Source organism: Frondihabitans sp. 762G35 (genome assembly GCF_002074055.1).
Lineage (GTDB): Bacteria > Actinomycetota > Actinomycetes > Actinomycetales > Microbacteriaceae > Frondihabitans.
This window is the reverse complement of sequence record NZ_CP014619.1, coordinates 1546772-1570285: the sequence shown is the minus strand read 5'-3', so window position 1 is coordinate 1570285 and position 23514 is coordinate 1546772. Positions and strand designations below refer to the sequence as shown.

The 23514-nt window shown below is 69.7% G+C and carries 25 protein-coding genes and 1 pseudogene; 23 read left to right on the top strand and 3 right to left on the bottom strand.

Annotated elements, in window-relative coordinates; all coding sequences use genetic code 11:
- Positions 1 to 13: 13 nt before the first annotated feature.
- The 20 genes and pseudogenes from AS850_RS17045 to AS850_RS07460 all read left to right on the top strand — a co-directional run.
- Positions 14 to 391, top strand: a pseudogene (locus AS850_RS17045) (DUF4304 domain-containing protein); the annotation flags it as partial.
- Positions 392 to 433: 42 nt separating this feature from the next.
- Entirely contained in the window at positions 434 to 700 is a 267-nt protein-coding gene (locus AS850_RS17040) for a hypothetical protein (RefSeq protein WP_236940874.1), read from the top strand.
- Entirely contained in the window at positions 697 to 1191 is a 495-nt protein-coding gene (locus AS850_RS07545) for a hypothetical protein (protein WP_119868557.1), read from the top strand. Before AS850_RS17040 ends, AS850_RS07545 begins: the two co-directional genes overlap by 4 nt.
- A gap of 2 nt (positions 1192 to 1193) precedes the next feature.
- The gene (locus tag AS850_RS07540; protein WP_119868556.1) at positions 1194 to 1757 is read left to right on the top strand and encodes an adenylyl-sulfate kinase; all 564 of its coding nucleotides are present in this window, start codon (positions 1194 to 1196) and stop codon (positions 1755 to 1757) included.
- A 39-nt stretch (positions 1758 to 1796) separates the two neighbouring features.
- Positions 1797 to 2609: a hypothetical protein gene (locus AS850_RS07535; RefSeq protein WP_119868555.1), complete on the top strand. Its 813-nt coding sequence runs from the start codon at positions 1797 to 1799 to the stop codon at positions 2607 to 2609.
- A gap of 32 nt (positions 2610 to 2641) precedes the next feature.
- The gene (locus tag AS850_RS07530) at positions 2642 to 3415 is read left to right on the top strand and encodes an alpha/beta hydrolase (RefSeq protein ID WP_119870202.1); all 774 of its coding nucleotides are present in this window, start codon (positions 2642 to 2644) and stop codon (positions 3413 to 3415) included.
- Between the two features lie 58 nt (positions 3416 to 3473).
- Positions 3474 to 4601 (top strand): PQQ-dependent sugar dehydrogenase, encoded by a 1128-nt coding sequence (locus AS850_RS07525; protein WP_119868554.1) that lies wholly within the window; start codon positions 3474 to 3476, stop codon positions 4599 to 4601.
- 79 nt (positions 4602 to 4680) lie between these two features.
- Positions 4681 to 6711 carry a threonine--tRNA ligase gene (thrS, locus tag AS850_RS07520; RefSeq protein WP_119868553.1) on the top strand — a complete coding sequence of 677 codons (2031 nt, stop codon included), beginning with the start codon at positions 4681 to 4683 and terminating at the stop codon, positions 6709 to 6711.
- 2 nt (positions 6712 to 6713) lie between these two features.
- Complete coding sequence (locus AS850_RS07515; RefSeq protein ID WP_335589192.1) at positions 6714 to 7304, top strand: HIT family protein; 591 nt, start codon at positions 6714 to 6716, stop codon at positions 7302 to 7304.
- Positions 7305 to 7314: 10 nt separating this feature from the next.
- Entirely contained in the window at positions 7315 to 8217 is a 903-nt protein-coding gene (gene pdxS, locus AS850_RS07510; RefSeq protein ID WP_119868551.1) for a pyridoxal 5'-phosphate synthase lyase subunit PdxS, read from the top strand.
- Entirely contained in the window at positions 8207 to 8830 is a 624-nt protein-coding gene (pdxT, locus tag AS850_RS07505; RefSeq protein ID WP_119868550.1) for a pyridoxal 5'-phosphate synthase glutaminase subunit PdxT, read from the top strand. Before pdxS ends, pdxT begins: the two co-directional genes overlap by 11 nt.
- 107 nt (positions 8831 to 8937) lie before the next feature.
- Complete coding sequence (locus AS850_RS07500) at positions 8938 to 9699, top strand: YebC/PmpR family DNA-binding transcriptional regulator (protein ID WP_119868549.1); 762 nt, start codon at positions 8938 to 8940, stop codon at positions 9697 to 9699.
- Positions 9700 to 9725: 26 nt separating this feature from the next.
- Positions 9726 to 10304, top strand: a complete 579-nt coding sequence (gene ruvC, locus AS850_RS07495; RefSeq protein ID WP_119868548.1) for a crossover junction endodeoxyribonuclease RuvC — start codon at positions 9726 to 9728, stop codon at positions 10302 to 10304.
- A complete protein-coding gene (ruvA, locus tag AS850_RS07490) occupies positions 10301 to 10912 on the top strand; it encodes a Holliday junction branch migration protein RuvA (protein WP_119868547.1) in 612 nt (203 codons plus the stop codon). The genes ruvC and ruvA overlap by 4 nt, the downstream gene beginning before the upstream one ends.
- A complete protein-coding gene (ruvB, locus tag AS850_RS07485; RefSeq protein ID WP_119868546.1) occupies positions 10909 to 11934 on the top strand; it encodes a Holliday junction branch migration DNA helicase RuvB in 1026 nt (341 codons plus the stop codon). The genes ruvA and ruvB overlap by 4 nt, the downstream gene beginning before the upstream one ends.
- Positions 11935 to 12013: 79 nt before the next feature.
- Complete coding sequence (locus AS850_RS07480; protein ID WP_119868545.1) at positions 12014 to 12451, top strand: preprotein translocase subunit YajC; 438 nt, start codon at positions 12014 to 12016, stop codon at positions 12449 to 12451.
- Positions 12452 to 12541: 90 nt separating this feature from the next.
- Entirely contained in the window at positions 12542 to 14335 is a 1794-nt protein-coding gene (gene secD / locus AS850_RS07475; protein ID WP_119868544.1) for a protein translocase subunit SecD, read from the top strand.
- Entirely contained in the window at positions 14335 to 15315 is a 981-nt protein-coding gene (gene secF, locus AS850_RS07470; protein WP_119868543.1) for a protein translocase subunit SecF, read from the top strand. Before secD ends, secF begins: the two co-directional genes overlap by 1 nt.
- Positions 15312 to 15650, top strand: coding sequence for a rhodanese-like domain-containing protein (locus tag AS850_RS07465; RefSeq protein WP_119868542.1), 339 nt, complete (start codon positions 15312 to 15314; stop codon positions 15648 to 15650). Before secF ends, AS850_RS07465 begins: the two co-directional genes overlap by 4 nt.
- Positions 15651 to 15699: 49 nt before the next feature.
- Complete coding sequence (locus tag AS850_RS07460) at positions 15700 to 17997, top strand: RelA/SpoT family protein (protein ID WP_119868541.1); 2298 nt, start codon at positions 15700 to 15702, stop codon at positions 17995 to 17997.
- 49 nt (positions 17998 to 18046) lie between these two features.
- Here the strand turns inward: AS850_RS07460 and AS850_RS07455 are convergent, their stop codons facing one another.
- The 3 genes from AS850_RS07455 to AS850_RS07445 all read right to left on the bottom strand — a co-directional run bounded on the left by AS850_RS07455 (position 18047) and on the right by AS850_RS07445 (position 20835).
- Complete coding sequence (locus tag AS850_RS07455; protein ID WP_119868540.1) at positions 18047 to 18586, bottom strand: hypothetical protein; 540 nt, start codon at positions 18584 to 18586, stop codon at positions 18047 to 18049.
- A 106-nt stretch (positions 18587 to 18692) separates the two neighbouring features.
- Positions 18693 to 19925 (bottom strand): DUF349 domain-containing protein, encoded by a 1233-nt coding sequence (locus AS850_RS07450; protein WP_119868539.1) that lies wholly within the window; start codon positions 19923 to 19925, stop codon positions 18693 to 18695.
- A gap of 106 nt (positions 19926 to 20031) precedes the next feature.
- Entirely contained in the window at positions 20032 to 20835 is an 804-nt protein-coding gene (locus AS850_RS07445) for a peptidylprolyl isomerase (RefSeq protein WP_236940873.1), read from the bottom strand.
- Between the two features lie 97 nt (positions 20836 to 20932).
- Here AS850_RS07445 and AS850_RS07440 point away from each other — a divergent pair, with 97 nt between their 5' ends.
- The 3 genes from AS850_RS07440 to AS850_RS07430 all read left to right on the top strand — a co-directional run bounded on the left by AS850_RS07440 (position 20933) and on the right by AS850_RS07430 (position 23481).
- Entirely contained in the window at positions 20933 to 22372 is a 1440-nt protein-coding gene (locus tag AS850_RS07440) for a replication-associated recombination protein A (RefSeq protein WP_119868537.1), read from the top strand.
- 195 nt (positions 22373 to 22567) lie between these two features.
- The gene (gene rpsD, locus AS850_RS07435; RefSeq protein ID WP_119868536.1) at positions 22568 to 23197 is read left to right on the top strand and encodes a 30S ribosomal protein S4; all 630 of its coding nucleotides are present in this window, start codon (positions 22568 to 22570) and stop codon (positions 23195 to 23197) included.
- Between the two features lie 101 nt (positions 23198 to 23298).
- Positions 23299 to 23481, top strand: coding sequence for a hypothetical protein (locus tag AS850_RS07430; RefSeq protein ID WP_119868535.1), 183 nt, complete (start codon positions 23299 to 23301; stop codon positions 23479 to 23481).
- The last annotated feature ends 33 nt before the right edge of the window (positions 23482 to 23514 follow it).

Genomic DNA, 23514 nt, shown 5'->3' with positions numbered 1-23514 from the left:
CCTTGTGCCCGCGATGGTGAGTCGACAGAATCGCGACATGGATGCCCGCGACGCCTTTCGAGAGACGCTGCGGACGATGGTGGGCCCGGCACTGCGCCGTCAGGGTTTCCTCGGATCGGGATCGACATGGCGCAGGAGAAACCCTCACGGCGACTGGGCGGTCGTCAACGTCCAGAAATCCGCCTGGGGGGATCGGGAGGCCGTCTCGGCTTACGTCAACCTCGCCATCGTCCCCGAAGCGGTCAGACGGTTCACCGCGTCCACGACGGCGCGTCCGCTTCCGCGCCAGCCGACGGAATGGCACGGCGTGTGGCGCGCACGCCTCGATCCTCTTCCGACGGATCATCGGTGGGGCCGCGATTGGGACTTCGGCGACGGAACCCGAGCCGACGACTTCGGCTCAGCCCTCGTCGACCGTCTCGATTCCTACGGGGTGCCCGTCCTCGAGAGGCTTCTCGATCGCGACCGCTTCCTCTCGATGCTCCGCGATCCGATGAGGGAGAAGCTCGAACTCGGACGTGTGACGACATGGTCGGCCGACAGCATGGCCGCGCTCATCATGAGCGATGACGGTCCGGGTCGCGACCTCGACGGTCTGCTCGAGAAACTCCGGACCGACGCAGCCAAAGCGGCCGATCCCGAGTGGGGAGCCCGCGTGTTGGACGTGGTCGGCTGGATCGAAGCGAGGCTCGCGTCGTGAGACCCCTTGTCGCGACCGCGGTGGCGGTCGCCGTCGCCGTGGCGCTGCTGTCCGGGTGCACCTCCGCTCCTGCCGCACCGCCGCCGCCCACGCCGCGCACGACGCTGACTCCGGTCGACACCTGGGCCGCGCGCCAAGCGTCCGGGAAGATCCCCGGCAACGAGGGGATCCGCGTCGTCCGGAAGTCGGGATCGATCCCGCCCACCCTGGCACCCACCCGGTGGATCGCCGCCGGCCTGGATCGACCGGCCGACACGCTCGAAGTCGACTGGTGGCGCGGGGTCTGCGAGAAGGAGAACCTGGAGGTCGACGTCTACGTCGAGGAGACCGCCGACTCCGTGATCGTCGACGTCTACGACGATCCGACGATCCACCTGCCGGCAGGCTCCGATGCGTGCAGCGGATCGGCGGCCCTGGCCACCCACACGGTCACGCTGACCGAGCCGCTCGGCACCCGGACCCTCCTCGAGCACGAAACGGCGGCGAGGTAGACGTGGCGGCTCCTGCGCTCTCCGAACCGGGCCCGGCCGTCGCGCTCGTCGTGATCGCCGGGCCACAGGCCTCCGGCAAGAGCACGATCGCGACCGCCCTGAGCCACGACCTCCGCGAGCGCGGAGAGCGGGTGGCCCTCGTCGACCTCGACGGGATCGCGGCCATGGCGCTCCCCACCCTGCCCGACTGGGAGACGGCGCACGCGATCTTCGAGTCCGTGACCGGCCGGTGGTTGCGATCCGATCTGACGTGCGTCATCGCGGAGGGATCGGGCAGTCACGAGGAGGTCGCCCGGCTGGTCGCGCTCGCGCCGTCGGCCGCAGTGGTCGTGACGGTCGCGATCACCGCGCCGTTCCAGATCGCGTTCGAGCGGGCCCGACAGGATCCGGCGCGGGGCGTCTCACGGCAGCGCGACTTCCTCGCCGACGTCTACCGCCGGTGGCCCGGCGAACTCGCCCGGCTGGACCCCGACGTCGTCCTCGACACCGGTCGGCTCACCGTGAAACAGAGCGTCGACGCCGTCCGGATGCACGTGGCCGACGCTCGAGGTCGACGTACCCCCTAGCGGACCGGCCGCCCGTCGCCCACGCAGTAGCGTCGACGCATGCGCCCCTCGCCGGCAGTACTCGACGCGTTCGGTGCGGACGGTCCGCTCGAACGGCTTCGGGGCGGGCACGCCACCGTGTGGCGCGCCGGCGGCGTGGTCGTCAAGCGATGCGACGTGGCCCCCGCCGAGCTCGACTGGCTGGGCACGATCCCCGGCCACCTCCGCGACACGGCCCGACTTCGCCTGGCGCTGCCCCGAAGGACCGCCGACGGGCGACTTGAGGTCGAGGGGTGGATCGCCTACCCCTTCCTGCCGGGAGAGCCGCACCCCGACCGCTGGGCCGACGTCGCCACTGCGACTGTCGACTTCGCCGGAGCGCTGGCCTCGATGGACCGCCCCGCATTCCTCGACGACCGCACGCACGCCTGGGCTCGCGCGGACCGGTTCGCGTGGGAGGAGGATGGCGACCCGGTCCTCCTCGACGACCCGCGGCTCCGGCCCCTCGTCGAAGCCAGGCGACCGGTTCACGCGCCCTCGACCCTCGTCCATGGCGATCCAACGGGCAACGTCCTCTTCTTCGACGGACGTCCTCCCGCGATCATCGATCCCACCGTCTACTGGCGGCCGGTGCCCTTCTCCGTGGCCGTCGTCGCGGTCGACGCCGTGAGCTTCCACCACGCGCCGATATCCCTCTTCCGGACCCTCAGCGACGAAGCCGATTTCGTGCAGTGCGCCGTCCGGGCCCTGATCTTCCGCCTGGCGACGGAGATCCTGATCGGCGGCGGAGCATCCGGTTCGTGCGACCGCGCCACCGAGGAGGTCCTCCGTCTGGCGAGTGCGAGGGCGAGGCCGAGCGCGGAGCCGACGTGAGATGGACCGCCGACAGTGGTGGGATGGACCCCATGACCACCACCGCCCCGCGCCCGCGCCGCAGCCCCCGCAGGCGACCCCGCGTCCGTTCCGTCGTCGCCGCGATCGTCGCCGTCCTGCTCCTGGTCGTCACGGGCTTCGCCGTCTACTGCAACATCGTGATGCCCGGCGACCGCGCCGCGGCCCTCCGGGTGTGGCGCGACGACCGCGTGCGCGTGCAGGATGCGGGCGACAGCGTCGTCATGACGCCCACGGCGTCCGCGAACGGCGTGGGGCTCGTCTTCATCCCGGGCGCCAAGGTCGATCCGTACGCCTACCTCTCCACGTTCCGCGACGTGGTGGCCGGGGGCACCACGGTGGTCATCACGAAGCCGACCCTCAACCTCGCCTTCTTCGACACCCGTCCGCTCTCGACGTTCGAGCGCCACGCGCCCGGCATCACGACGTGGGCGGTCGGAGGGCATTCGCTCGGCGGGGTGCGCGCCTGCCAGCTCGCGTCGACCCCGGGGACCTCGGGGCTGCTCCTGCTCGGGAGCTACTGCGTCGACGACCTGTCGTCGTCGAAGGTCGACGTCCTGAGTCTCTCCGGCACCCGCGACGGCCTGTCGACGCCCGCGGACATCCGCAGGTACCGGTCGTCGCTGCCCGCGAGCGCCTCGATGGTCGCGATCCCGGGAGCGAGCCACGCCCAGTTCGGCGCCTACGGGAAGCAGCCCGGCGACCTCGCTCCCACCGCATCGCGCGACGAGGTCGACGGTGTCATCACCGACGAGGTCAACCGGTGGGTGACGCAGCTCGGCTCCTGACGCCCCCTCCGGATCCGACCTTGGACACGCCCGGAGGTAGCCGGGGCACGATGGCGCGATGAGCGACATCTCGCGTCCGACCCCGTCCCGTCGTGCCTGGTCCCTGGCCCTCCCCGTGGCCGTCCTGGCGCTGCTGACCTCCGCCTGCACCGCCGCCGATCCCGCCGACGAACGCCGGAGCGGCAGCGGATCCGCCGAGACCGCCGCGGCTGCCGACGTCACCGACGTCGCCACGGGCCTCGAGGCTCCGTGGGCGATGGTCCGCCTCGACTCCGGCTCGACGCTCGTCAGCCAGCGCGACGACGGCACCGTGGTCGAGGTCGCCGACGACGGCTCGACCCGCACCGTCGGAACGGTCGACGGCGTCGTGCACCAGGGCGAGGGCGGCCTGCTCGGCCTCGCCGTCCTGCCCGGCGAGACCACCTGGCTCTACGCCTACGAGACGACGGCCACCGACAACCGCGTGGTCCGCCTGCCGCTCACGGGTGACGCCGGCTCCTACGCCCTCGGCGAGCAGGAGGACGTCCTCACCGGCCTCGCGAAGGCGTCGAACCACGACGGCGGCCGGATCGCCTTCGGCCCCGACGGGATGCTCTACGTCACGGTGGGCGACGCGAACGACCGCGACGCCGCGCAGGATCCCGAGTCCCTCAACGGCAAGATCCTCCGGATGACGCCGACCGGCGGAGTCCCCGACGACAACCCCACCGCGGGCTCGCTCGTCTACACGCTCGGCCACCGCAACCCGCAGGGCATCGCCTGGGACGACGAGGGCAGGATGTGGGCGAGCGAGTTCGGCCAGAACACCTACGACGAACTCAACCTCATCGAGCCCGGCGAGAACTACGGCTGGCCCGAGGTCGAGGGCGAGGGCAGCGACTCCCGCTTCACCGACCCGGTCGTGACGTGGTCCACGGACGAGGCGAGCCCCAGCGGTCTCGTGTCGATCGGTGACCGCCTGTACCTCGCCGGCCTCGGGGGTGAACGCCTCTGGGTGATCGATCCGGGTTCGGGCGACGCGTCAAGCGCATCGGCCACGGCCCTCCTCGAGGGCGATCTCGGCAGGATCCGCGACGTCGCCGAGGGCCCCGGCGGCACGCTCCGCCTCCTGACGAACAACACGGACGGGCGCGGCGACCCCCGCCGGGGCGACGACAGGCTGGTCGAGCTGCCGCTCGCAGGATGAGGCGCGGGGCCGGACGGTCGGGCATCCTGCGACGGCTAAACTGACCGAAACCTCCTCGAGCAAAAGGAACCACCGAACCGTGTCTGACGAAGTCGAGCCCGTGACCGCATCATCGCCCGAAGCGCGAGAGGTCACCGAGGCCACGACCGGGTTCGATCTCTTCCCCGACCTCTCGGTCGTCGCCGTCCGCGTCGACGGTGCCCTCTTCGACCTCGCTGCCACGTTCGAGCCCGGTGTCCTCGCCGAGCCGGTGACAATCGACTCGCCGCAGGGTCTCGAGATCCTGCGCCACTCGACCGCGCACGTCATGGCGCAGGCCGTCCAGTCGATCAACCCCGAGGCGAAGCTCGGCATCGGCCCGCCGGTCAACGACGGCTTCTACTTCGACTTCGACGTCGAGGAGCCCTTCACCCCGGAGGCGCTCAAGGCCATCGAGAAGGTCATGGAGCGCATCGTCAAGCAGGGCCAGCGGTTCGTCCGCCGCGTGGTCTCCGAAGACGAGGCGCGCGCCCTCATGGCCGACGAGCCCTACAAGCTCGAGCTGATCGGCCTCAAGGGCGCGACGGCGGAGAACCCCGGCGGGCTGATCGACGGCGACGCCGGCGAGTCGGTCGAGGTGGGCGGCACCGAGCTGACGGTCTACGACAACGTCGACCCGAAGACCGGCGACGTGATCTGGCGCGACCTCTGCCGCGGCCCGCACCTGCCCTCCACGCGCCTCATCGGCAACGGCTGGAAGCTCATGCGCGTCGCCGCGGCCTACTGGCGGGGCTCGGAGAAGAACAAGCAGCTCCAGCGCATCTACGGCACCGCCTGGGCCACGAAGGACGCCCTGCGCGAGCACCTCGCACGCCTCGAAGAGGCCGCTAAGCGCGACCATCGCAAGCTCGGCGCCGAGCTCGACCTGTTCTCGTTCCCCGACGAGCTGGGCTCCGGTCTCGCCGTCTTCCACCCCAAGGGCGGCATCATCCGCCGGGCCATGGAGGACTACTCGCGCGACCGTCACGAGGCCGAGGGTTACGAGTTCGTCTACACGCCGCACATCACCAAGTCGAACCTCTACGAGACCTCGGGTCACCTCGACTGGTACAAAGACGGCATGTTCCCCGCGATGCACCTCGACGAGGCGCGCAACGAGGAGGGCGAGATCGTCCGCCAGGGGGCCGACTACTACCTCAAGCCGATGAACTGCCCGATGCACATCCTCGTGTACCGGTCGCAGGGCCGCTCCTACCGCGACCTGCCGCTGCGGCTCTTCGAGTTCGGCAGCGTGTACCGCAACGAGAAGTCCGGCGTCATCCACGGCCTCACCCGGGTCCGCGGCATGACGCAGGACGACGCGCACATCTTCACCACCCGCGACGAGATGGCGAACGAGCTGAAGACGACGCTCAACTTCGTCCTCTCGCTCCTCAAGGATTACGGGCTCAACGACTTCTACCTCGAGCTCTCCACGAAAGACCCGGAGAAGTACGTCGGCGACGACGCCACCTGGGAGGAGGCGACGGAGACTCTGGCGCAGGTCGCGCGCGAGACGGGGCTCGAGCTCGTCCCGGATCCTGCAGGAGCCGCGTTCTACGGCCCCAAGATCTCCGTCCAGGCCCGCGACGCGATCGGCCGCACCTGGCAGATGTCGACCGTGCAGCTCGACTTCAACCTGCCGGAGCGCTTCGACCTCGACTACACCGCGGCCGACGGCACGCACCAGCGGCCCGTGATGATCCACCGCGCCCTCTTCGGCTCGATCGAGCGCTTCTTCGGCGTGCTGACCGAGCACTACGCGGGGGCCTTCCCGGTCTGGCTGTCGCCGGTCCAGGTGATGGGGATCCCCGTGGCCGACGAGTACGGCGACTATCTCGACGACGTGGCGAAGCAGCTCCGCGACCGCGGCGTCCGCGTCAAGGTCGACCACGGCAACGACCGCATGCCGAAGAAGATCCGCACCCACACCAAGGCCAAGGTGCCGTTCCAGCTCATCGCCGGCGAGGAGGACCGCGCCGCGGGCTCCGTGAGCTTCCGCTACCGCGACGGCTCCCAGGAGAACGGCATCCCCGTGGCCGAGGCGATCGAGAAGATCGTCACCGCGATCGAGACCAAGGCGCAGGTCTGAGCGTGACCGACGGTGCGGCGGAGTCGTCGAACGACTTCGCCGCGTCTCGGGACGCCTTCCAGCGTCTCTGGACCCCGCACCGCGCCGTCTACGTCGGACAGGGCCAGGGCGCCCACGACGACGACTGCCCGTTCTGCGCGGCCCCCGGCAAGGGCGACGAGGAGGCGCTGATCGTGGCGCGCGGCGAGCACGCGTACGTCCTGCTTAACCTCTTCCCCTACAACCCGGGCCACCTCCTCGTCTGCCCGTACCGCCACGTGTCGACGTACGACCGGGCGACGGCCGAGGAGGTCGCCGAGATCGGCTCCCTCACCCAGACCGGGATGCGCGTGCTGACCGACGTCTCGCGAGCCCAGGGCTTCAACATCGGGATGAACCAGGGAAACGTCGGCGGAGCGGGGATCGCGGAGCACCTCCACCAGCACGTGGTGCCGCGCTACTCCGGCGACTCCAACTTCTTCCCGATCATCGCGGAGACGAAGGCCGTCACCCGACTGCTCGGAGACGTCCGCGCGGCGGTCGCCGACGCCTGGCCGGGGGAGTCGTCTCTCGGCGCCGAGCGACGCCCGTCCACGGGAGCGCCGAACCCCTAAGCTGGGCTCCATGAGCGACAGCACCGCAGCCCCCCAGACTGGTTCCTCCCGCGTCAAGCGCGGCCTGGCCGAAATGCTCAAGGGCGGCGTCATCATGGACGTCGTCGATGTCGAGCAGGCCCGAATCGCCGAGGACGCCGGCGCCACCGCCGTCATGGCCCTCGAGCGCGTCCCCGCCGACATCCGTGCGCAGGGCGGCGTCGCCCGCATGAGCGACCCCGACATGATCGAGCGCATCCAGGCCGCCGTGAACATCCCGGTCATGGCCAAGGCGCGCATCGGCCACTTCGTCGAGGCGCAGATCCTCGAGTCGCTCGGCGTCGACTACATCGACGAGTCCGAGGTGCTGAGCCCGGCCGACTACGTCAACCACATCGACAAGTGGAAGTTCACGGTGCCCTTCGTCTGCGGTGCGACGAACCTCGGCGAGGCGCTCCGCCGGATCAACGAGGGCGCGGCCATGATCCGCTCCAAGGGTGAGGCCGGCACCGGAGACGTCTCCGAGGCGACGAAGCACATCCGCACCATCACCAAGGAGATCGCTCAGCTCCGCGGCCTGAAGGAGGACGAGCTCTACGTCGCCTCCAAGGAGCTCCAGGCGCCCTTCGAGGTCGTCCGGGAGGTCGCCGAGACCGGCAAGCTGCCCGTCGTCCTGTTCACGGCCGGCGGAGTCGCGACTCCCGCCGATGCCGCACTCATGATGCAGCTCGGCGCCGACGGCGTCTTCGTCGGCTCCGGCATCTTCAAGTCGGGCAACCCCGTCCAGCGCGCCCAGGCGATCGTCAAGGCCACCACGTTCTTCGACGACCCGAAGGCCGTCGCCGACGCGTCGCGCGGTCTCGGTGAGGCCATGGTCGGCATCAACGTCGCCGACCTCCCCGCGCCGCACCGCCTCGCCGAGCGTGGCTGGTAGCGAGGGCGGTTCGGGCGGCTCCGGCCTGCGGATCGGCGTCCTCGCCCTCCAGGGCGATTTCCGCGAGCACCTCCACGTCGTCTCCGAGCTCGGGGCGACGGGGGTCCCCGTGCGGCGCGAGTCGGAGCTCGCCTCCGTCTCCGGCCTGATCATCCCCGGGGGCGAGTCGTCGGTCATGGACAAGCTCTCGCGCACGTTCGACCTGGCCGAGCCGCTCAAAGCGGCGGTGGCGAACGGACTGCCCGTCTACGGGACCTGCGCCGGCCTCATCATGCTGGCCGACCGCATCCTGGACGGGATGGCGGGTCAGCAGACGATCGGCGGCCTCGACGTCGCCGTGCGCCGGAACGCCTTCGGCTCGCAGCGGGACTCCTTCGAGGAGGACCTCGACGTCCCGGCGTTCGAGGGCGACCCCGTCCACGCCGTCTTCATCCGCGCCCCGGTCGTCGAGGAGGTCGGGCCCCGCGCCACCGCGATCGGCACGCTGCGCGACGGCCGCGTCGTCGCCGTCGAGCAGGGCAACCTCCTCGGCACGTCGTTCCACCCCGAGATGACGCACGACTACCGCTTCCACCAGCGCTTCCTCGACCGCGCGCGCACCTTCGCCGCGTAGGCAGGACGGCTCCAGCCGCGCCCCGCCGCCGGATCCGCGAGGGCGCGGCTACACTTATCGGGAACTTCGTGCCGCCAGACGGCACGCGACAGAGCGACAGGAGCACCGTGTCCGGGCATTCCAAGTGGGCAACGACCAAGCACAAGAAGGCCGTCATCGACGGGCGCCGTGCCAAGTCGTTCGCCAAGCTGATCAAGAACATCGAGGTCGCCGCGAAGATGGGCGGCGCCGACCTGTCGGGCAACCCGACCCTCGTCGACGCCATCCAGAAGGCCAAGAAGACCTCGGTCCCCAACGACAACATCGACCGCGCCGTCAAGCGCGGCGCCGGTCTCTCGGGCGAGAGCGTCGACTACCAGACGATCATCTACGAGGGCTACGCGTCCAACGGCGTGGCGCTCATGATCGAGTGCCTCACCGACAACAAGAACCGCGCGGCCGCCAACGTTCGCACCATCATGAGCCGCAACGGCGGCACGATGGCCGACCCGGGCAGCGTGGCCTACAACTTCAGCCGCAAGGGCGTCATCACGGTCATGAAGACCGACGGGCTCAGCGAGGACGACGTGCTCACGGCCGTCCTCGACGCCGGGGCCGAGGAGGTCGTCGACCAGGGTGCCGGCTTCGAGATCCAGACGGATCCCGCCGACCTCGTCCCGACGCGCACGGCCCTGCAGGAGGCGGGCATCGACTACGACGCCGCCGACGTGGAGTTCGTGCCTGGCCTCAAGGTCGAGGTCGACGCCGACACGGCGCGCAAGGTCTTCCGGCTCATCGACGCTCTCGACGACGACGACGACGTCCAGAACGTCTACGCCAACCTCGACGTGCCCGCCGACGTCCAGGCCGAGCTCGACGACGACGAGTAGGCCCCGTCCGTGACCGGAGACGCCTCGTGACTCTCCGGGTGCTCGGCATCGACCCGGGCCTCACGCGCTGCGGTGTCGGCGTCGTCGACGTCGACACCACGCGCGTGCCGACCCTCGTGTCGGTCCACACTCTCCGCTCCGCGCCCGACGCGCCGCTCGAGCAGCGGCTCCTGCTGATAGCCCGCGGGATCGAGGCGCTGGTCGACGAGTTCCGTCCCGATGCGATGGCGATCGAGCGTGTCTTCGCGCAGAACAACGTCCGCACCGTCATGGGCACCGCCCAGGTCAGCGGCCTCGCCCTCCGCGCGGCGGCCGAGCGCGACATCCCCGTCGCCCTGCACACCCCGTCCGAGGTGAAGGCCGCGGTCACCGGCTACGGTTCCGCCGACAAGAAGCAGGTCGGTGCCATGGTCGCCCGTCTCCTCGGTCTGGCGGAGGTCCCGAAGCCGGCCGACGCGGCGGACGCTCTCGCCCTGGCCATCTGCCACGCGTGGCGACGGGGCGCGACCGCCGCACCCGCGACGCCCGGGCAGGGCCTGACCCCGGCGCAGAGAGCGTGGCGCGACGCGGAGAAGTCGGTGCGGGCTCCTAGGCTGGGACGATGATCTCGAGTCTCCGCGGTTCCGTCCTCGCCGCCTCCGCTTCCACGGTCGTGGTGGAGGTCGGGGGAGTGGGGCTCCGGGTCTCGGTGACCCCGCAGCTGGCCCTCTCGCTGCCGGTCGGCTCCGTCGCTCACCTGCACACGACCCTCATCGTCCGCGAAGACGATCTGTCGCTCTTCGGCTTCTCCACGGCCGACGAACTCGAGGTGTTCGACCTGCTCCGCGGCGTCACGGGCGTGGGCCCGAAGTCGGCTCTCGGCGTGCTCGGGCACCTCACACCGTCGCAGATCGCCTCCGCCGTCGCCTCGGAGGACGACGCCGCCTTCCGCCGGGTGTCCGGCATCGGCCCCAAGACCGCCAAGCTCATCGTCGTCCAGCTGACCGGCAAGCTCGACATCCGCATCCAGGCGCCGAGCGTCACCGCGGCCTCGACGACGGCCGCCGACGTGCTCGTCGCCCTGATCGGCCTCGGCTGGTCGGAGCGCGACGCCCAGTCGGCGATCGACGACGTCCTCGACGACGCCGACCCCTCCGTCGCCGCGGCGGTCCCGGCGCTCCTCCGCGCCTCCCTCACCCGGCTCGGGCCGCAGCGCCAGCAGGTGTCGAAGTGACGGGTCCCGACCTCACGAAGCCCGAGCTCGAGTCCGAGGCCGAACTCGCCTTCGAGGGTGCCCTGCGACCGAAGTCGCTCGACGAGTTCGTCGGGCAGACGAAGGTGCGCGGGCAGCTCGAGCTGCTGCTGCGAGCCGCGGCGATGCAGGGGCGCACGCCCGACCACATCCTGCTCGCCGGTCCTCCCGGGCTCGGCAAGACGACCCTCGCGATGATCGTGGCGCACGAGAGCAACCGGCCGCTGCGCATGTCGTCCGGCCCCGCCATCCAGCACGCCGGCGACCTCGCGGCCGTGCTGTCGTCGCTCGTGCCGGGCGAGGTGCTCTTCATCGACGAGATCCACCGGATGGCCCGCTCCGCCGAGGAGATGCTGTACCTCGCGATGGAGGACTTCCGCATCGACATCATGGTCGGCAAGGGCGCAGGAGCCACGAGCATCCCCCTCGACCTCTCGCCCTTCACCCTCGTCGGCGCGACCACCCGCTCCGGCCTGCTCCCCAACCCCCTCCGCGACCGGTTCGGCTTCACCGCCCACCTGGAGTTCTACGACGAGGGCGAGCTGTTCGAGGTCCTGCGGCGCGCCGCGGCGCTCATCGACGTCGAGATCGACCGCGAGGCCCTGCGGGAGATCGCCGGGCGCTGCCGGGGCACACCCCGCATCGCCAACCGGCTCCTGCGCCGCGTCCGCGACTACGCGCTCGTCCACGGCCGCCGCGCCGACCTCACGACCGTGCAGGAGGCGCTCGACCTCTACGACGTCGACGCCCTCGGTCTCGACCGCCTCGACCGGGCGGTCCTCGAGACGGTGCTGACGCGATTCGACGGCGGGCCCGTCGGCCTCAACACGCTGGCGGTGTCGGTCGGCGAGGAGTCCGACACGATCGAATCGGTCGTCGAGCCGTTCCTCGTCCGAGTGGGCCTCCTGACCCGCACACCCCGCGGCCGCATCGCCACTCCGGAGGCCTGGCGGCACTTCGGGCTGCAGCGCCGCACAGGGGGCCTCTTCGACGATGACCTATAATCCTCGGAGGCTTCCCAGCGACCGCGTCTGACCTCACGCGGCACACACTCCCTCTCGTCACGCGAAAGTAGAAATCTCCATGGATCCCATCACCGCCGTAATGCTCGTGCTCCTCGTGGTGCTGGTGTTCTTCATCTTCCGCAACAACCGCAAGCGCCGCCGCGACCAGGCCGAGCTGCAGACGAAGATGGTCCCCGGCGTCGAGCTCATGCTCACCTTCGGCATCTACGGCACGCTCGTCTCCATCGACGAGGAGGCGAACGTCGCCCAGGTCGAGATCGCTCCGGGCACCGTCATCAAGGTCCACCGCCAGACCCTCGGCCGCGTCGTCGAGCCGGTCGTCGCCGGTGCCGACGAGACCGACGCCGCGACGGCGACGACGAGCACGACGTCCACCGACGGCACGTCGTACTCGCTCAACGAGGACCACGCCATCCCCTCGACCGACCCCGCCTTCGGCGAGCGGGTCGACGGCACCAAGATCACGGGCCGCGACGCGGAGACCGACAAGAACTGACCCTGTGACCGTCCGGCCACACGGCCGGACTCCACCCGGTGGGTCCGGCCTCTGCGCTGCGCCCGCCGCCTGAGAAAGCTGAGTTTCTCCGTGGCACGATCGACGCCCGTGAAGAAAGCCCTTCGTTCGCTGACGTGGTTGCTGGTGATCATCGCCGCCATCACCGCTCTGAACGGTGCGGCGACCATCCTGCACACGACCACGAAGACCACGAACGGCTGGTGGAACAACGCCAGCTTCGTGCCGCAGCTCGCCCTCGACCTCCAGGGCGGGACGCAGATCACCCTGCAGGCCCAGCTCCAGAACGGCGAGACGGTGTCGTCCGACCAGCTCAACCAGGCCGTGTCGATCATCCGCCAGCGCGTCAACGCGAACGGGGTCTCCGAGGCGGAGATCAACACCCAGGGCAGCAACAACATCGTCGTGTCGATCCCCGGCAAGCCGGACGAGGCGACGCTCAACCGCATCGAGGCCGCGGCCCGCCTGACGTTCCGGCCGGTGCTCTACACCGAGACCGTCGCCTCGTCCTCGGTCGGCAAGTCGGCCAGCCCGACGCCGTACCAGCCGAACCCCACGCTCGACGCGAATCCGACGGCGAAGCCGACGAACGCCAGCGACATCAGCTGGATCTCGCCGCAGCTCGCCGACCTCTACACGAACTACAACTGCGCCGCTCCCGATGACGTCTCTGCGGCTCCTGACGACAAGCCGCTCGTCACCTGCTCGACGCCGGAGAACGGCCAGGTCACGAAGTTCATCCTGGGCCCGGTCGAGGTCCAGGGCTCGACGATCTCCAACGCCACCTCCGGCCTCGCGACCAACCAGCAGGGCAACAGCACGGGCCAGTGGGCCGTCAACATCAACTTCAACGGCACGGGCACGACGCAGTTCAAGGACGTCACGAGTCGCCTCGTGTCCCTCCAGGCGCCGCGCAACCAGTTCGCGATCGTCCTCGACGGCAGCGTCATCACCGCGCCGTCGACGAACAGCGCCATCACCGACGGCTCCGCGCAGATCACCGGGTCGTTCACCTCGACGACCGCCAAGACGCTCGCCGACCAGCTCAAGTTCGGGGCGCTGCCGATCAACTTCGCCGTCCAGAGCAACGAGGTCATCTCGGCGACGCTCGGCACGACGCAGCTGCTGTCCGGCCTCATCGCCGGTCTCATCGGGCTCATCCTCGTGATCATCTACTCGGTCATCCAGTACCGAGCGCTGGCGTTCGTGACGGTGCTGTCCCTCGGCATCTCCGGCGTCATCACCTACCTGGTCATCGACTTCCTCTCCTGGCACGACGGCTACCGCCTCTCCCTCGCCGGGGTCGCGGGTCTGATCGTCGCCATCGGTATCACCGCCGACTCGTTCATCGTCTACTTCGAGAGAATACGAGACGAGCTGCGCGACGGCCGGATCCTCGAGTCGGCCGTCGAGGCCGGCTGGAAGCGGGCGATCCGCACGATCCTGGCGTCCGACTCCGTGAACTTCCTCGCGGCGATCACCCTCTTCATCCTGGCCGTCGGCAACGTCAAGGGCTTCGCCCTGACGCTCCTCATCACGACCCTGATCGACGTCGTCGTGGTCACGCTGTTCACCCACCCGATGCTTCGCCTCATCGCGCAGACCCGCTACTTCGGCGGCGGCCACCGCTTCTCGGGCCTCGACCCGGTCGCGCTCGGCGCCGTCTACCGGGGCCGCGCGCAGTTCCGCGAGCCCGTCGTCACCGCCCGCAAGAAGAGGGCCGGAGGCAAGGAGGCGGAGATCCGCCAGACCATCGCCGAGCGCAAGGCCCTCGCGAACAAGGGCGCCGGAGCCACGGCCCCCGACGACAACGACGCCCACGACACCGATGCCCAGAAGCCCACCGGCTCCGGAAAGGACTCCTGATGGCCAGCTTCTCCGACTTCGGAAACGACCTCTACACGGGAAAGCGCTCGTACGACATCGTCGGACGCCGGCGCCTGTGGTACATCATCGCCGCGGTGATGATCGCCGCGTCGATCCTCATCCCGCTCGCGCGGGGCGGGTTCCAGTTCAGCATCGACTTCACCGGCGGTTCCGAGTACCAGATCTCGGGCCTCCAGAACCCCGACCAGTCGATCGCCACCAAGACGGTCCAGCAGTTCGACCCGCAGGCGCAGCCGCTCGTCACCGTCGTGGGCGGCAACACCGTCCGCGTGCAGACCGAGCAGTTGACCACGCGCCAGACCGACTCCCTCGGCACCGAGCTCGCCAAGGCCTACGACGTTCCCGAGAAGAACGTCGCGTCGTCCTTCATCGGCGCGACCTGGGGTGCCGACATCACGACCCAGGCTGTTCGCGGCCTCGTGATCTTCCTCATCCTGGCCGCCATCTTCATGACGGCTTACTTCCGCACCTGGAAGATGGCGGCGGCCGCGATGATCTCCCTCATCCACGACCTCGTGATCACGGCGGGCGTCTACGGCATCCTAGGATTCCAGGTGTCGCCCGCGGCCGTCATCGGCTTCCTCACGATCCTCGGCTACTCCCTCTACGACACCGTCGTCGTCTTCGACAAGATCCGCGAGAACAACTCCGAAGACAAGAACGGCTCGTCGCGGACCTTCGCGCAGTCGGTCAACCTGGCGGTCAACCAGACCCTGGTGCGCTCCATCAACACCTCGGTCGTGGCGCTGCTCCCCGTCGCGGCGATCCTCTTCATCGGCTCGTACCTCCTCGGTGCCGGCACGCTCCGCGACATCTCGCTGTCGCTCTTCATCGGGATCCTCGTCGGCACCTACTCGACGATCTTCATCGCGGCCCCGGTCTACGCGCAGATCCGCGGCAACGAGTCGTCGATCAAGAAGACCGACTCGAAGAAGGCCAAGGCGGCGGTGTCCTCGTGAGCGACCGCGAAGTCGTCAGCGCCTCCGAGGCCATCGACGCCGTCAAGAACGGCGCCTACCTCCTCGACGTCCGCGAGCAGCACGAGTGGGACGCCGGGCACGCTCCCGACGCGCACCTGCTCCCCATGTCGGAGCTCGGCGCCCGCGTCGACGAGATCCCCGACGACCGCGAGGTCCTCGTCGTCTGCCACCTCGGCGGCCGCTCGGCGCAGGTCACGGCGGCCCTCCGACGCCACGGCCTCGACGCCGTCGACGTGCTCGGCGGCATGGTCGCCTGGCGTGACGCCGAGGGCGAACTCGCGAGCGAGTCCGGCGTCGAGCCCACGGTCGGCTGAGGCGCGCGACTAAACTGAAGATTCGACTCCGACGCGAGAGTGGGCGCTGATGACGACTGAGATCACCACCTCCAATCCCTCTGCGCCCGGGTCTCCGCCGCAGGCGCCGAACACCACGGCCTCGCTGCGAACCCTCCTCCCGCGCCTGTTCTCCCGGAGCCAGCCGGCCGGCGCCGTCGATCGCCTGCTCAAGACGGTGCGCATGCACCATCCGAAGGCCGACCTGTCGATCGTCGACCGTGCCTACGTCGTCGCCGAACGGGCGCACGAGGGCCAGCTCCGCAAGAGCGGCGAGCCCTACATCACCCACCCCGTGGCCGTGGCCCAGATCCTGGCCGACCTCGGTATCGGGTCGAAGACCATCGCGGCGGCGCTCCTGCACGACACGGTGGAGGACACCGACTACACGCTCGACATGCTCCGGAGCGACTTCGGCGACGAGATCGCGATGCTGGTCGACGGGGTCACGAAGCTCGACAAGCTGAAGTACGGCGACAGCGCCCAGGCCGAGACGGTCCGCAAGATGGTGGTCGCGATGTCGAAGGACATCCGCGTGCTCGTCATCAAGCTCGCCGACCGCCTCCACAACGCGCGCACCTGGGGCTTCGTCGAGTCCGCCTCCGCGACGCGGAAGGCGACCGAGACGCTCGAGATCTACGCGCCCCTCGCCCACCGCCTCGGAATCCAGACGATCAAGTGGGAGCTCGAAGACCTTTCGTTCGCCGTCCTCCATCCGAAGCTCTACGTCGAGATCGACAGCCTCGTCAAGCAGCGCACGCCGCAGCGCGAGCAGTTCGTCCAGAACGTCATCAACGCCGTCAAGAGCGACCTCAAGTCGTCGAAGATCCGCGGTGACGTCGTCGGCCGACCGAAGCAGTACTACTCGATCTACCAGAAGATGATCGTGCGCGGGCGCGAGTTCGACGAGATCTACGACCTGGTCGGGATCCGCGTTCTCGTCACCAGCCTGCGCGACTGCTACGCCGTGCTCGGGTCGATCCACGCCCGCTGGAACCCGATCCCGGGCCGCTTCAAGGACTACATCGCGACGCCCAAGTTCAACCTCTACCAGTCGCTCCACACGACGGTCATCGGCCCCAAGGGGCGTCCCGTCGAGATCCAGATCCGCACGCACGAGATGCACCAGCGCGCCGAGTTCGGCGTGGCCGCGCACTGGAAGTACAAGCAGCGGATGAACGGCGGGCGCGACGCCCAGAACGAGCCGCGCACCGAGACCGACATGGCCTGGCTCGCGCACATCTCCGACTGGCAGGCCGAGACGGCCGATCCGGGGGAGTTCCTCGACAGCCTGCGCTTCGAGATCGGGGCCAAGGAGGTCTACGTCTTCACGCCGCAGGGCAAGGTCATCGGCCTGCCCAACGGCGCGACTCCGGTCGACTTCGCCTACGCGGTGCACACCGAGGTCGGGCACCGGACGATGGGAGCCAAGGTCAACGGCCGTCTCGTTCCCCTGGAGTCGACCCTCACCTCGGGCGACGTCGTCGAGGTCTTCACCTCGAAGAACCCCGACTCCGGCCCTAGCCAGGACTGGCTGAACTTCGTCAAGAGCCCCCGGGCGCGCAACAAGATCCGCCAGTGGTTCACCAAGGAGCGCCGCGACGAGGCGGTCGAGCAGGGCAAGGACGCCATCGCGCGCGCCATGCGCAAGCAGAACCTGCCCCTTCAGAAGCTGATGAGCCAGGACTCCATCGCCGAGGTCGCCGCCGCCATGCGCTACGACGATCTCACCGCGCTGTACGCCGCGGTGGGCGAGGGGCACATCTCGACCCAGTCCGTGATCGAGAAGATCCTCTCGGCCGTGCAGACGCAGACCGACGACGACGACACCGAGCTCGAGTTCCCGTCCAAGGGTCGCCCGCGACCGCTGCGCAACAGCGACTCGGGCGTGCTCGTCCGCGGCGCCCCGGACATCCTCGTGAAGCTCGCCAAGTGCTGCACGCCGGTGCCCGGCGACGAGATCGTCGGCTTCATCACGCGCGGTCAGGGCGTCAGCGTCCACCAGGGCAACTGCCACAACGTGCAGGGCCTGATGCAGGAGCCCGAGCGGATGATCGAGGTCTCCTGGGCCCCGTCGTCGAAGAGCGTCTTCCTGGTGCAGATCCAGATCGAGGCTCTCGATCGCAGCGGTCTCCTGTCGGACGTCACCCGCGTGCTGAGTGAGCACCACGTCAACATCCTGTCGGCGACCGTCTCGACGTCGTCGGAGCGCCTGGCCCTCAGCCGCTTCGTCTTCGAGATGGGCGACACGACGCATCTCGATCGCGTGCTGAACGCCGTGCGCCGCATCGACGCCGTCTACGACGTCTACCGCGTCTCCGGCGGCTGACGACCGAGCGTCACCCGCACACCCTGTAGCCCCTGTCGGCCGCCGGGCGTCAGCCGAACACCCCGTCGAGTCTCTCCCGGGCGCGCCTCGCGTGGGGGAGCCGCGTGTGTCGGGCCAGCAGCGCATCGCAGGATGCCCGACCGACCCGGTGCTCGGAGACGAGAGCCCGCACCACCCCCTCCTCCCCGATGCCCCACTCCTCGGAGCGCGCCAGGTCGACCACCGTCCGCACCGGGCTCGTCACCCGCACGCCCTCGAAGGAGACGACGTCGCCCTCGCCGAGGTGCACGTCGCTCGCGCGCAGCTCGGTGGGCAGCGCCAGGTCGCGGCCGGCCTTCGGCCCGAAGCCGTCGTGCGTCAGGGGTGCGTCGTCGAGACCGCCCCAGACCCACGCGGCCGATCGACGCGCGACGACCCAGGTGCGGCCGAAGAGCGGCCGCAGGGCAGCGGCTCGCCGCCACGGCACGTCGAACTCCGCGATCGAGCAGAACGCCCGATCCACCCGGAACACGTCGCCGTCGAGGGCGGCCGCCTGGAGTTCGGCGTAGGGGAGGTCGGAGTCGGTCAGGAGGTCGCGGGAGGGAGCCATGACTCCAGAGTGGCGGACGCGCCCGACGCGCAGACGCCGGGCACCCGATCTGTGGAGAACGGGGCCCGGCGTCGAGGCGGTGCGGGAGAGGTGGGAGCAGCCGCGGTCAGGAACCGAGGGCGTCGAGCCAGATGCGGCGAGCGGCCAGGGCCTCCTGCGCGTCTTTCACGGCACGCTTGTCGCCCGAGGCCTCGGCGGCCTCGAGCTCCGCCTCGAGCTTCGCGATGGCCGACTGGAGCTGACCGGCGAGGCCCTCGGACCGCGCCTTCTTCTCCGGGTTGTTCTTCTGCCAGAAGTCCTCGTCGAGCTTGCGGACGTGGTTCTCGACCTTGCGCAGGCGGTCCTCGACGGGACGGACCTGGTCGCGCGGCACGCGACCGATCTCGTCGAAGCGCTGCTGCACCGAGATGAGAGCGTCGCGCGCGGCCGTGCGATCGGTGATGGCCAGGATGCCGTCGGCCTCGTCGAGCAGGGCCAGCTTCGCGACGAGGTTGTCGTCGTACTCCGCTTCGTCCTGCGCCACGATGGCGCTCTTCGCCCCGTAGAGGACGTCGCCCGCGGCCTTGAACTTGGCCCAGAGGGCGTCGTCGTACTTCTTGCCGGCGCGACCCGCGCGCTTCCAGTCGTCGAGCAGCCCCCGATAGGCCGGGATGCCGTCGGCGCCCTTCGGCGCGAGCGCCTCGGCCTGCTCGACCAGGGCCTGCTTGCGCGTCCGCGCGTCGCGGTGGACGGCGTCGAGCTCGGCGTAGAACGCCTTGCGGTTGGTGTCGATGGTGGAGCGGGCGGCGCGGAAACGCTTCCAGAGCTCGTTGCCCTCGCCCTTGGGGATGCGCGGCCCCTCCTGCTGGTGCTTCTGCCAGCGGGCGAAGACGTCGTCGATCTGCGTCGTGACGGTCTTCCACTGCACGCGAGCGGGATCCTGCGAGGCGAGGACCTCGGCCTCGACCACGAGCGTGGTCCGGTAGGCCACGGCCTCGGCCTGCGCCTGCTGGGCCTCGGCGCTCTGCTGCTGCGTGAGCTCGACCACCGTGGTGTCCAGCGCGGCGACGCGGGTGCGGAGCGTCGCGATGTCGCCGACCGCGCTCGGCTCGGCGAGCGCCTCCCGGAGGTGCGTCACCGCCTTCGACACGTCGTTGGCCGACGCACCGCGCTTCACGCGCTGCTCGAGGAGGGTCACCTGCCCGGCGAGCTCGGTGAACTTCCGCTCGTAGTACGCCAGAGCCTCCGCAGGAGTCGCGTCGGGGTATTGACCCACCGCGCGCTCTCCGTCGGCTTCGCGGACGTACACGGTCCCGTCGTCGTCGACTCGGCCCCAGGGCGCCTGATCGTCACTAGCCACAATTCCACCTTGCTGGATGTCTCGTCGGTGAGGCACAGATATGTCCCTCGCGATGGATGTTCAGCCTATTGCACAAGTCGAGACCCCGTACGAGGCCCTCGACCGGCTACTTGATCGTGGCTCCGGTGATCGTCGTCGCGACCTTCGGGGCGCCCGTCGTGGTGTCGGTCGACCCGCTGAACGGCGTGACGCCCTTGTCGGTGATGTTCTTCTCCAGGCCGTCGAGGCCGGAGGTGACTCGGCCGACGACGGTGTACCCGCCGGTGGAGCCGTCCAGGAAGGTGTCGCCGTAGACGATGAAGAACTGCGTCGCCTGCGACGACGGCGACGTGGCGCGGGCCATGGCGATGACGCCGGTCGTGTAGCGGTTGTCGGAGGGCACGTTCTCGAGCGGGCCGAACTGGAAGCCCGCGTCGCCCGTTCCGTCGGCCTTCGTGGCACCGCACTGGAAGAACTTGGCCGAGGCGCCGTCGCTCATCCGCCAGCAGTGCGTGCCGTCGTAGAACTTCTTCTGGATGAGCGAGACGAGCGCGGCGGTCGCCTGCGGGGCCTTCTCGCCGTCGAGGGAGATGCCGAGGCGGACGGTCTTATTGAGCGTGAGCGATCCCGTCCAGGTGCGGTTCTCGGCCAGGGACTCGGGGGGCACGTCGCCGGTGTTGGCGGCCGAGGCGCTCGGGGTCGGCGTGGCCGACGCACTCGCGGAGGCCGAGGCTCCGGGGGCCGCCGGAGAGCCGCCCGTGTGGACGATCTGCGCGCCCGTGCCGAGTGCTGCGACGAGGACCACGGCGACGATCGCTGCGACGTTGTCGCGTCGACGCCTGGAGACCTGGTGCGAGTGCACCTTCTGACGGGCCGTGTAGCGACGGAGCCTCTCGCGCGCCTCGCGGTCGGGGGTCTTGCTCGGTGTCACTGCTCCTCCAGGGGCATAGGTCCTCTTCGAGCACTGTAACGGACCGGCTCCCGGACCCGCGGCAGCCTGTCGGTGGTCCGGTCTAGCATGAAGTCCCATGACCCCGCCGTCGGCTCGCACTCGCGTCGTGCGCCAGAGCTCCACGCCCCTGGCGGTGCGCATGCGGCCGACGAGCCTCGACGAGGTCGCCGGGCAGAAGCACCTCCTCCGTCCCGGGTCACCGCTGGTCCAGCTCGCGTCCGACTCGTCGGGCGAGTCCGGCGCCGTGTCCGTCATCCTCTGGGGTCCTCCCGGCACGGGCAAGACGACCCTCGCGCAGGCGGTCGCCCACTCGTCGGGCCGCCAGTTCGTCGAGCTCTCGGCGGTCACCGCCGGTGTCCGCGACGTGCGCGCCGTCATGGAGAAGGCGCTCTCCAACCGCGATCTGTACGGCACCACCACCGTCCTCTTCCTCGACGAGATCCACCGGTTCACGAAGGCCCAGCAGGACGCCCTGCTGCCCGGCGTCGAGAACGGCTGGATCATCCTCATCGCCGCCACGACCGAGAACCCCTCCTTCTCCGTCATCACCCCGCTGCTCTCGCGGTCGCTCCTGCTCACCCTCGAGCAGCTGAGCGACGACGACCTCGGCGAGCTCGTCCTCCGCGCCGTTCACGACCCGCGCGGCCTCTCCGACACCGTCGCCCTCGACGAGGAGGCCCTGGCGATGATCGTGCGACTCGCCTCGGGTGATGCGAGACGAGCCCTCACGGCTCTGGAGGCCTCGGCGCAGTCCGCGTGGGCGATGGCCGACGCGGGCGGCGCGGGAGCCCCGGGCGACCGCCTCGACTCAGCGGACGATCCCGACGCCGATCCCGACGACCCCGACCGCGACGACCCCGACGTGGCCGACGAGCCCCTGCCCGTGATCTCGGCCGAGCTCGTCGCGCAGTCCGTCGACCGCGCACTGCTGCGCTACGACCGCAACGGCGACGAGCACTACGACGTGATCTCGGCCTTCATCAAGTCCGTCAGGGGGTCGGACGTCGACGCGGCGCTCCACTACCTGGCGCGGATGATCGAGGCGGGGGAGGACCCGCGCTTCATCGCGAGGCGCATCATCGTCTCGGCCTCCGAAGACATCGGGATGGCCGATCCGCAGGCGCTCCTGATCGCGATGGCCGCCGCCGACGCCGTCCAGCTGATCGGAATGCCCGAGGGGCGCATCCCGCTCGCCGAGGCCGTCGTCTACCTGGCGACCGCTCCGAAGTCGAACCGCTCCTACCTGGCGCTCGACCAGGCCATCGCCGACGTGCGGGCCGGCAAGGCCGGGCGCGTGCCCAAGCACCTCCGCGACGCCCACTACCCGGGAGCGAAGCGCCTCGGGCACGGCAAGGGCTACAAGTACGCGCACGACTCCGAGTTCGGCGTCGTCGAACAGCAGTACCTGCCCGACACGCTCGTGGGCAGCACCTACTACGACCCGACGGCGAACGGCAACGAGCGCGATGTGTCGGCGCGGCTGGAGCGACTCCGGCGGATCGTCCGGGGCGAGTGACGCCCTCCCTCGCGTCGTGTAGTGTTGTATTGCCTGTCTTCGGGGTGTCCACGCGCGGCTGCTCACGACACACCCGATCAAGGTGCGACGACCTGTAGCCGGTCGACCACCGCGGCACTCACCCCTCTTGTTATGTCCGTCGGCGCTCGCGCGCTTGGCGGTCACTTTCATGAAACCTCGACAAGATAGGAAACCGTGTCTACCAAGTCACGTACTCGTAGCAAGACCCGTCTGTCGCGTGCCCTCGGCATCGCGCTGACCCCGAAGGCCGCCCGCTACCTCGAGAAGCGTCCCTACGCTCCGGGCGAGCACGGCCGCACCAAGCGCAAGACCGACAGCGACTACGCCGTCCGTCTCCGCGAGAAGCAGCGTCTGCGCGCCCAGTACGGCATCCGCGAGGCCCAGCTCAAGATCGTCTTCGAAGAGGCCCGCAAGTCGCGCGGCCTGACCGGTGAGAACCTGGTCGAGCTGCTCGAGGAGCGTCTCGACGCCCTCGTCGTGCGCGCCGGATTCGCCCGCACCACGGCCCAGGCCCGTCAGATGGTCGTGCACCGCCACATCCTGGTCGACGGCAAGCTCGTCGACCGTCCGTCCTTCCGCGTGAAGCCGGGTCAGATGATCCACGTCAAGCCGAAGTCGGAGTCGATGGAGATCTTCCAGGTCGCCGCCGCCGGTGGTCACGTCGACGTCCTCCCCAAGGTGCCCGCGTACCTCGAGGTCGAGATCGACAAGCTCCAGGCCCGCCTCGTGCGCCGCCCGAAGCGCGCCGAGGTCCCCGTGACCTGCGAGGTCCAGCTGGTCGTCGAGTACTACGCTGCCCGCTAGTCACTCGCACCTCTCTCGAAGGGAGCAGCCCCCACCGTGGGTCTGCTCCCTTCGTCGTTCCGGCCTAAACTTGACGAAGCCCATCCGAAGGAGATCCATTCGTGAAAACCCTGTTCGTCCTGGCTGTCGGCACGGCCCTCGGGTTCGTGCTCGCTCACCGCGTGAACCAGACCGCTCAGGGCAGAGAGTTCTTCACCGGTCTCGACAGCCGCCTCAAGCAGTTCTCCTCGGCCGTCGTCGACGGCTACCGGAGCCGCGAGGCCGAGCTCCGCGACCACGCCTGACCTCCCCGCGACACCCCCTCCTCCGTTCCTCCG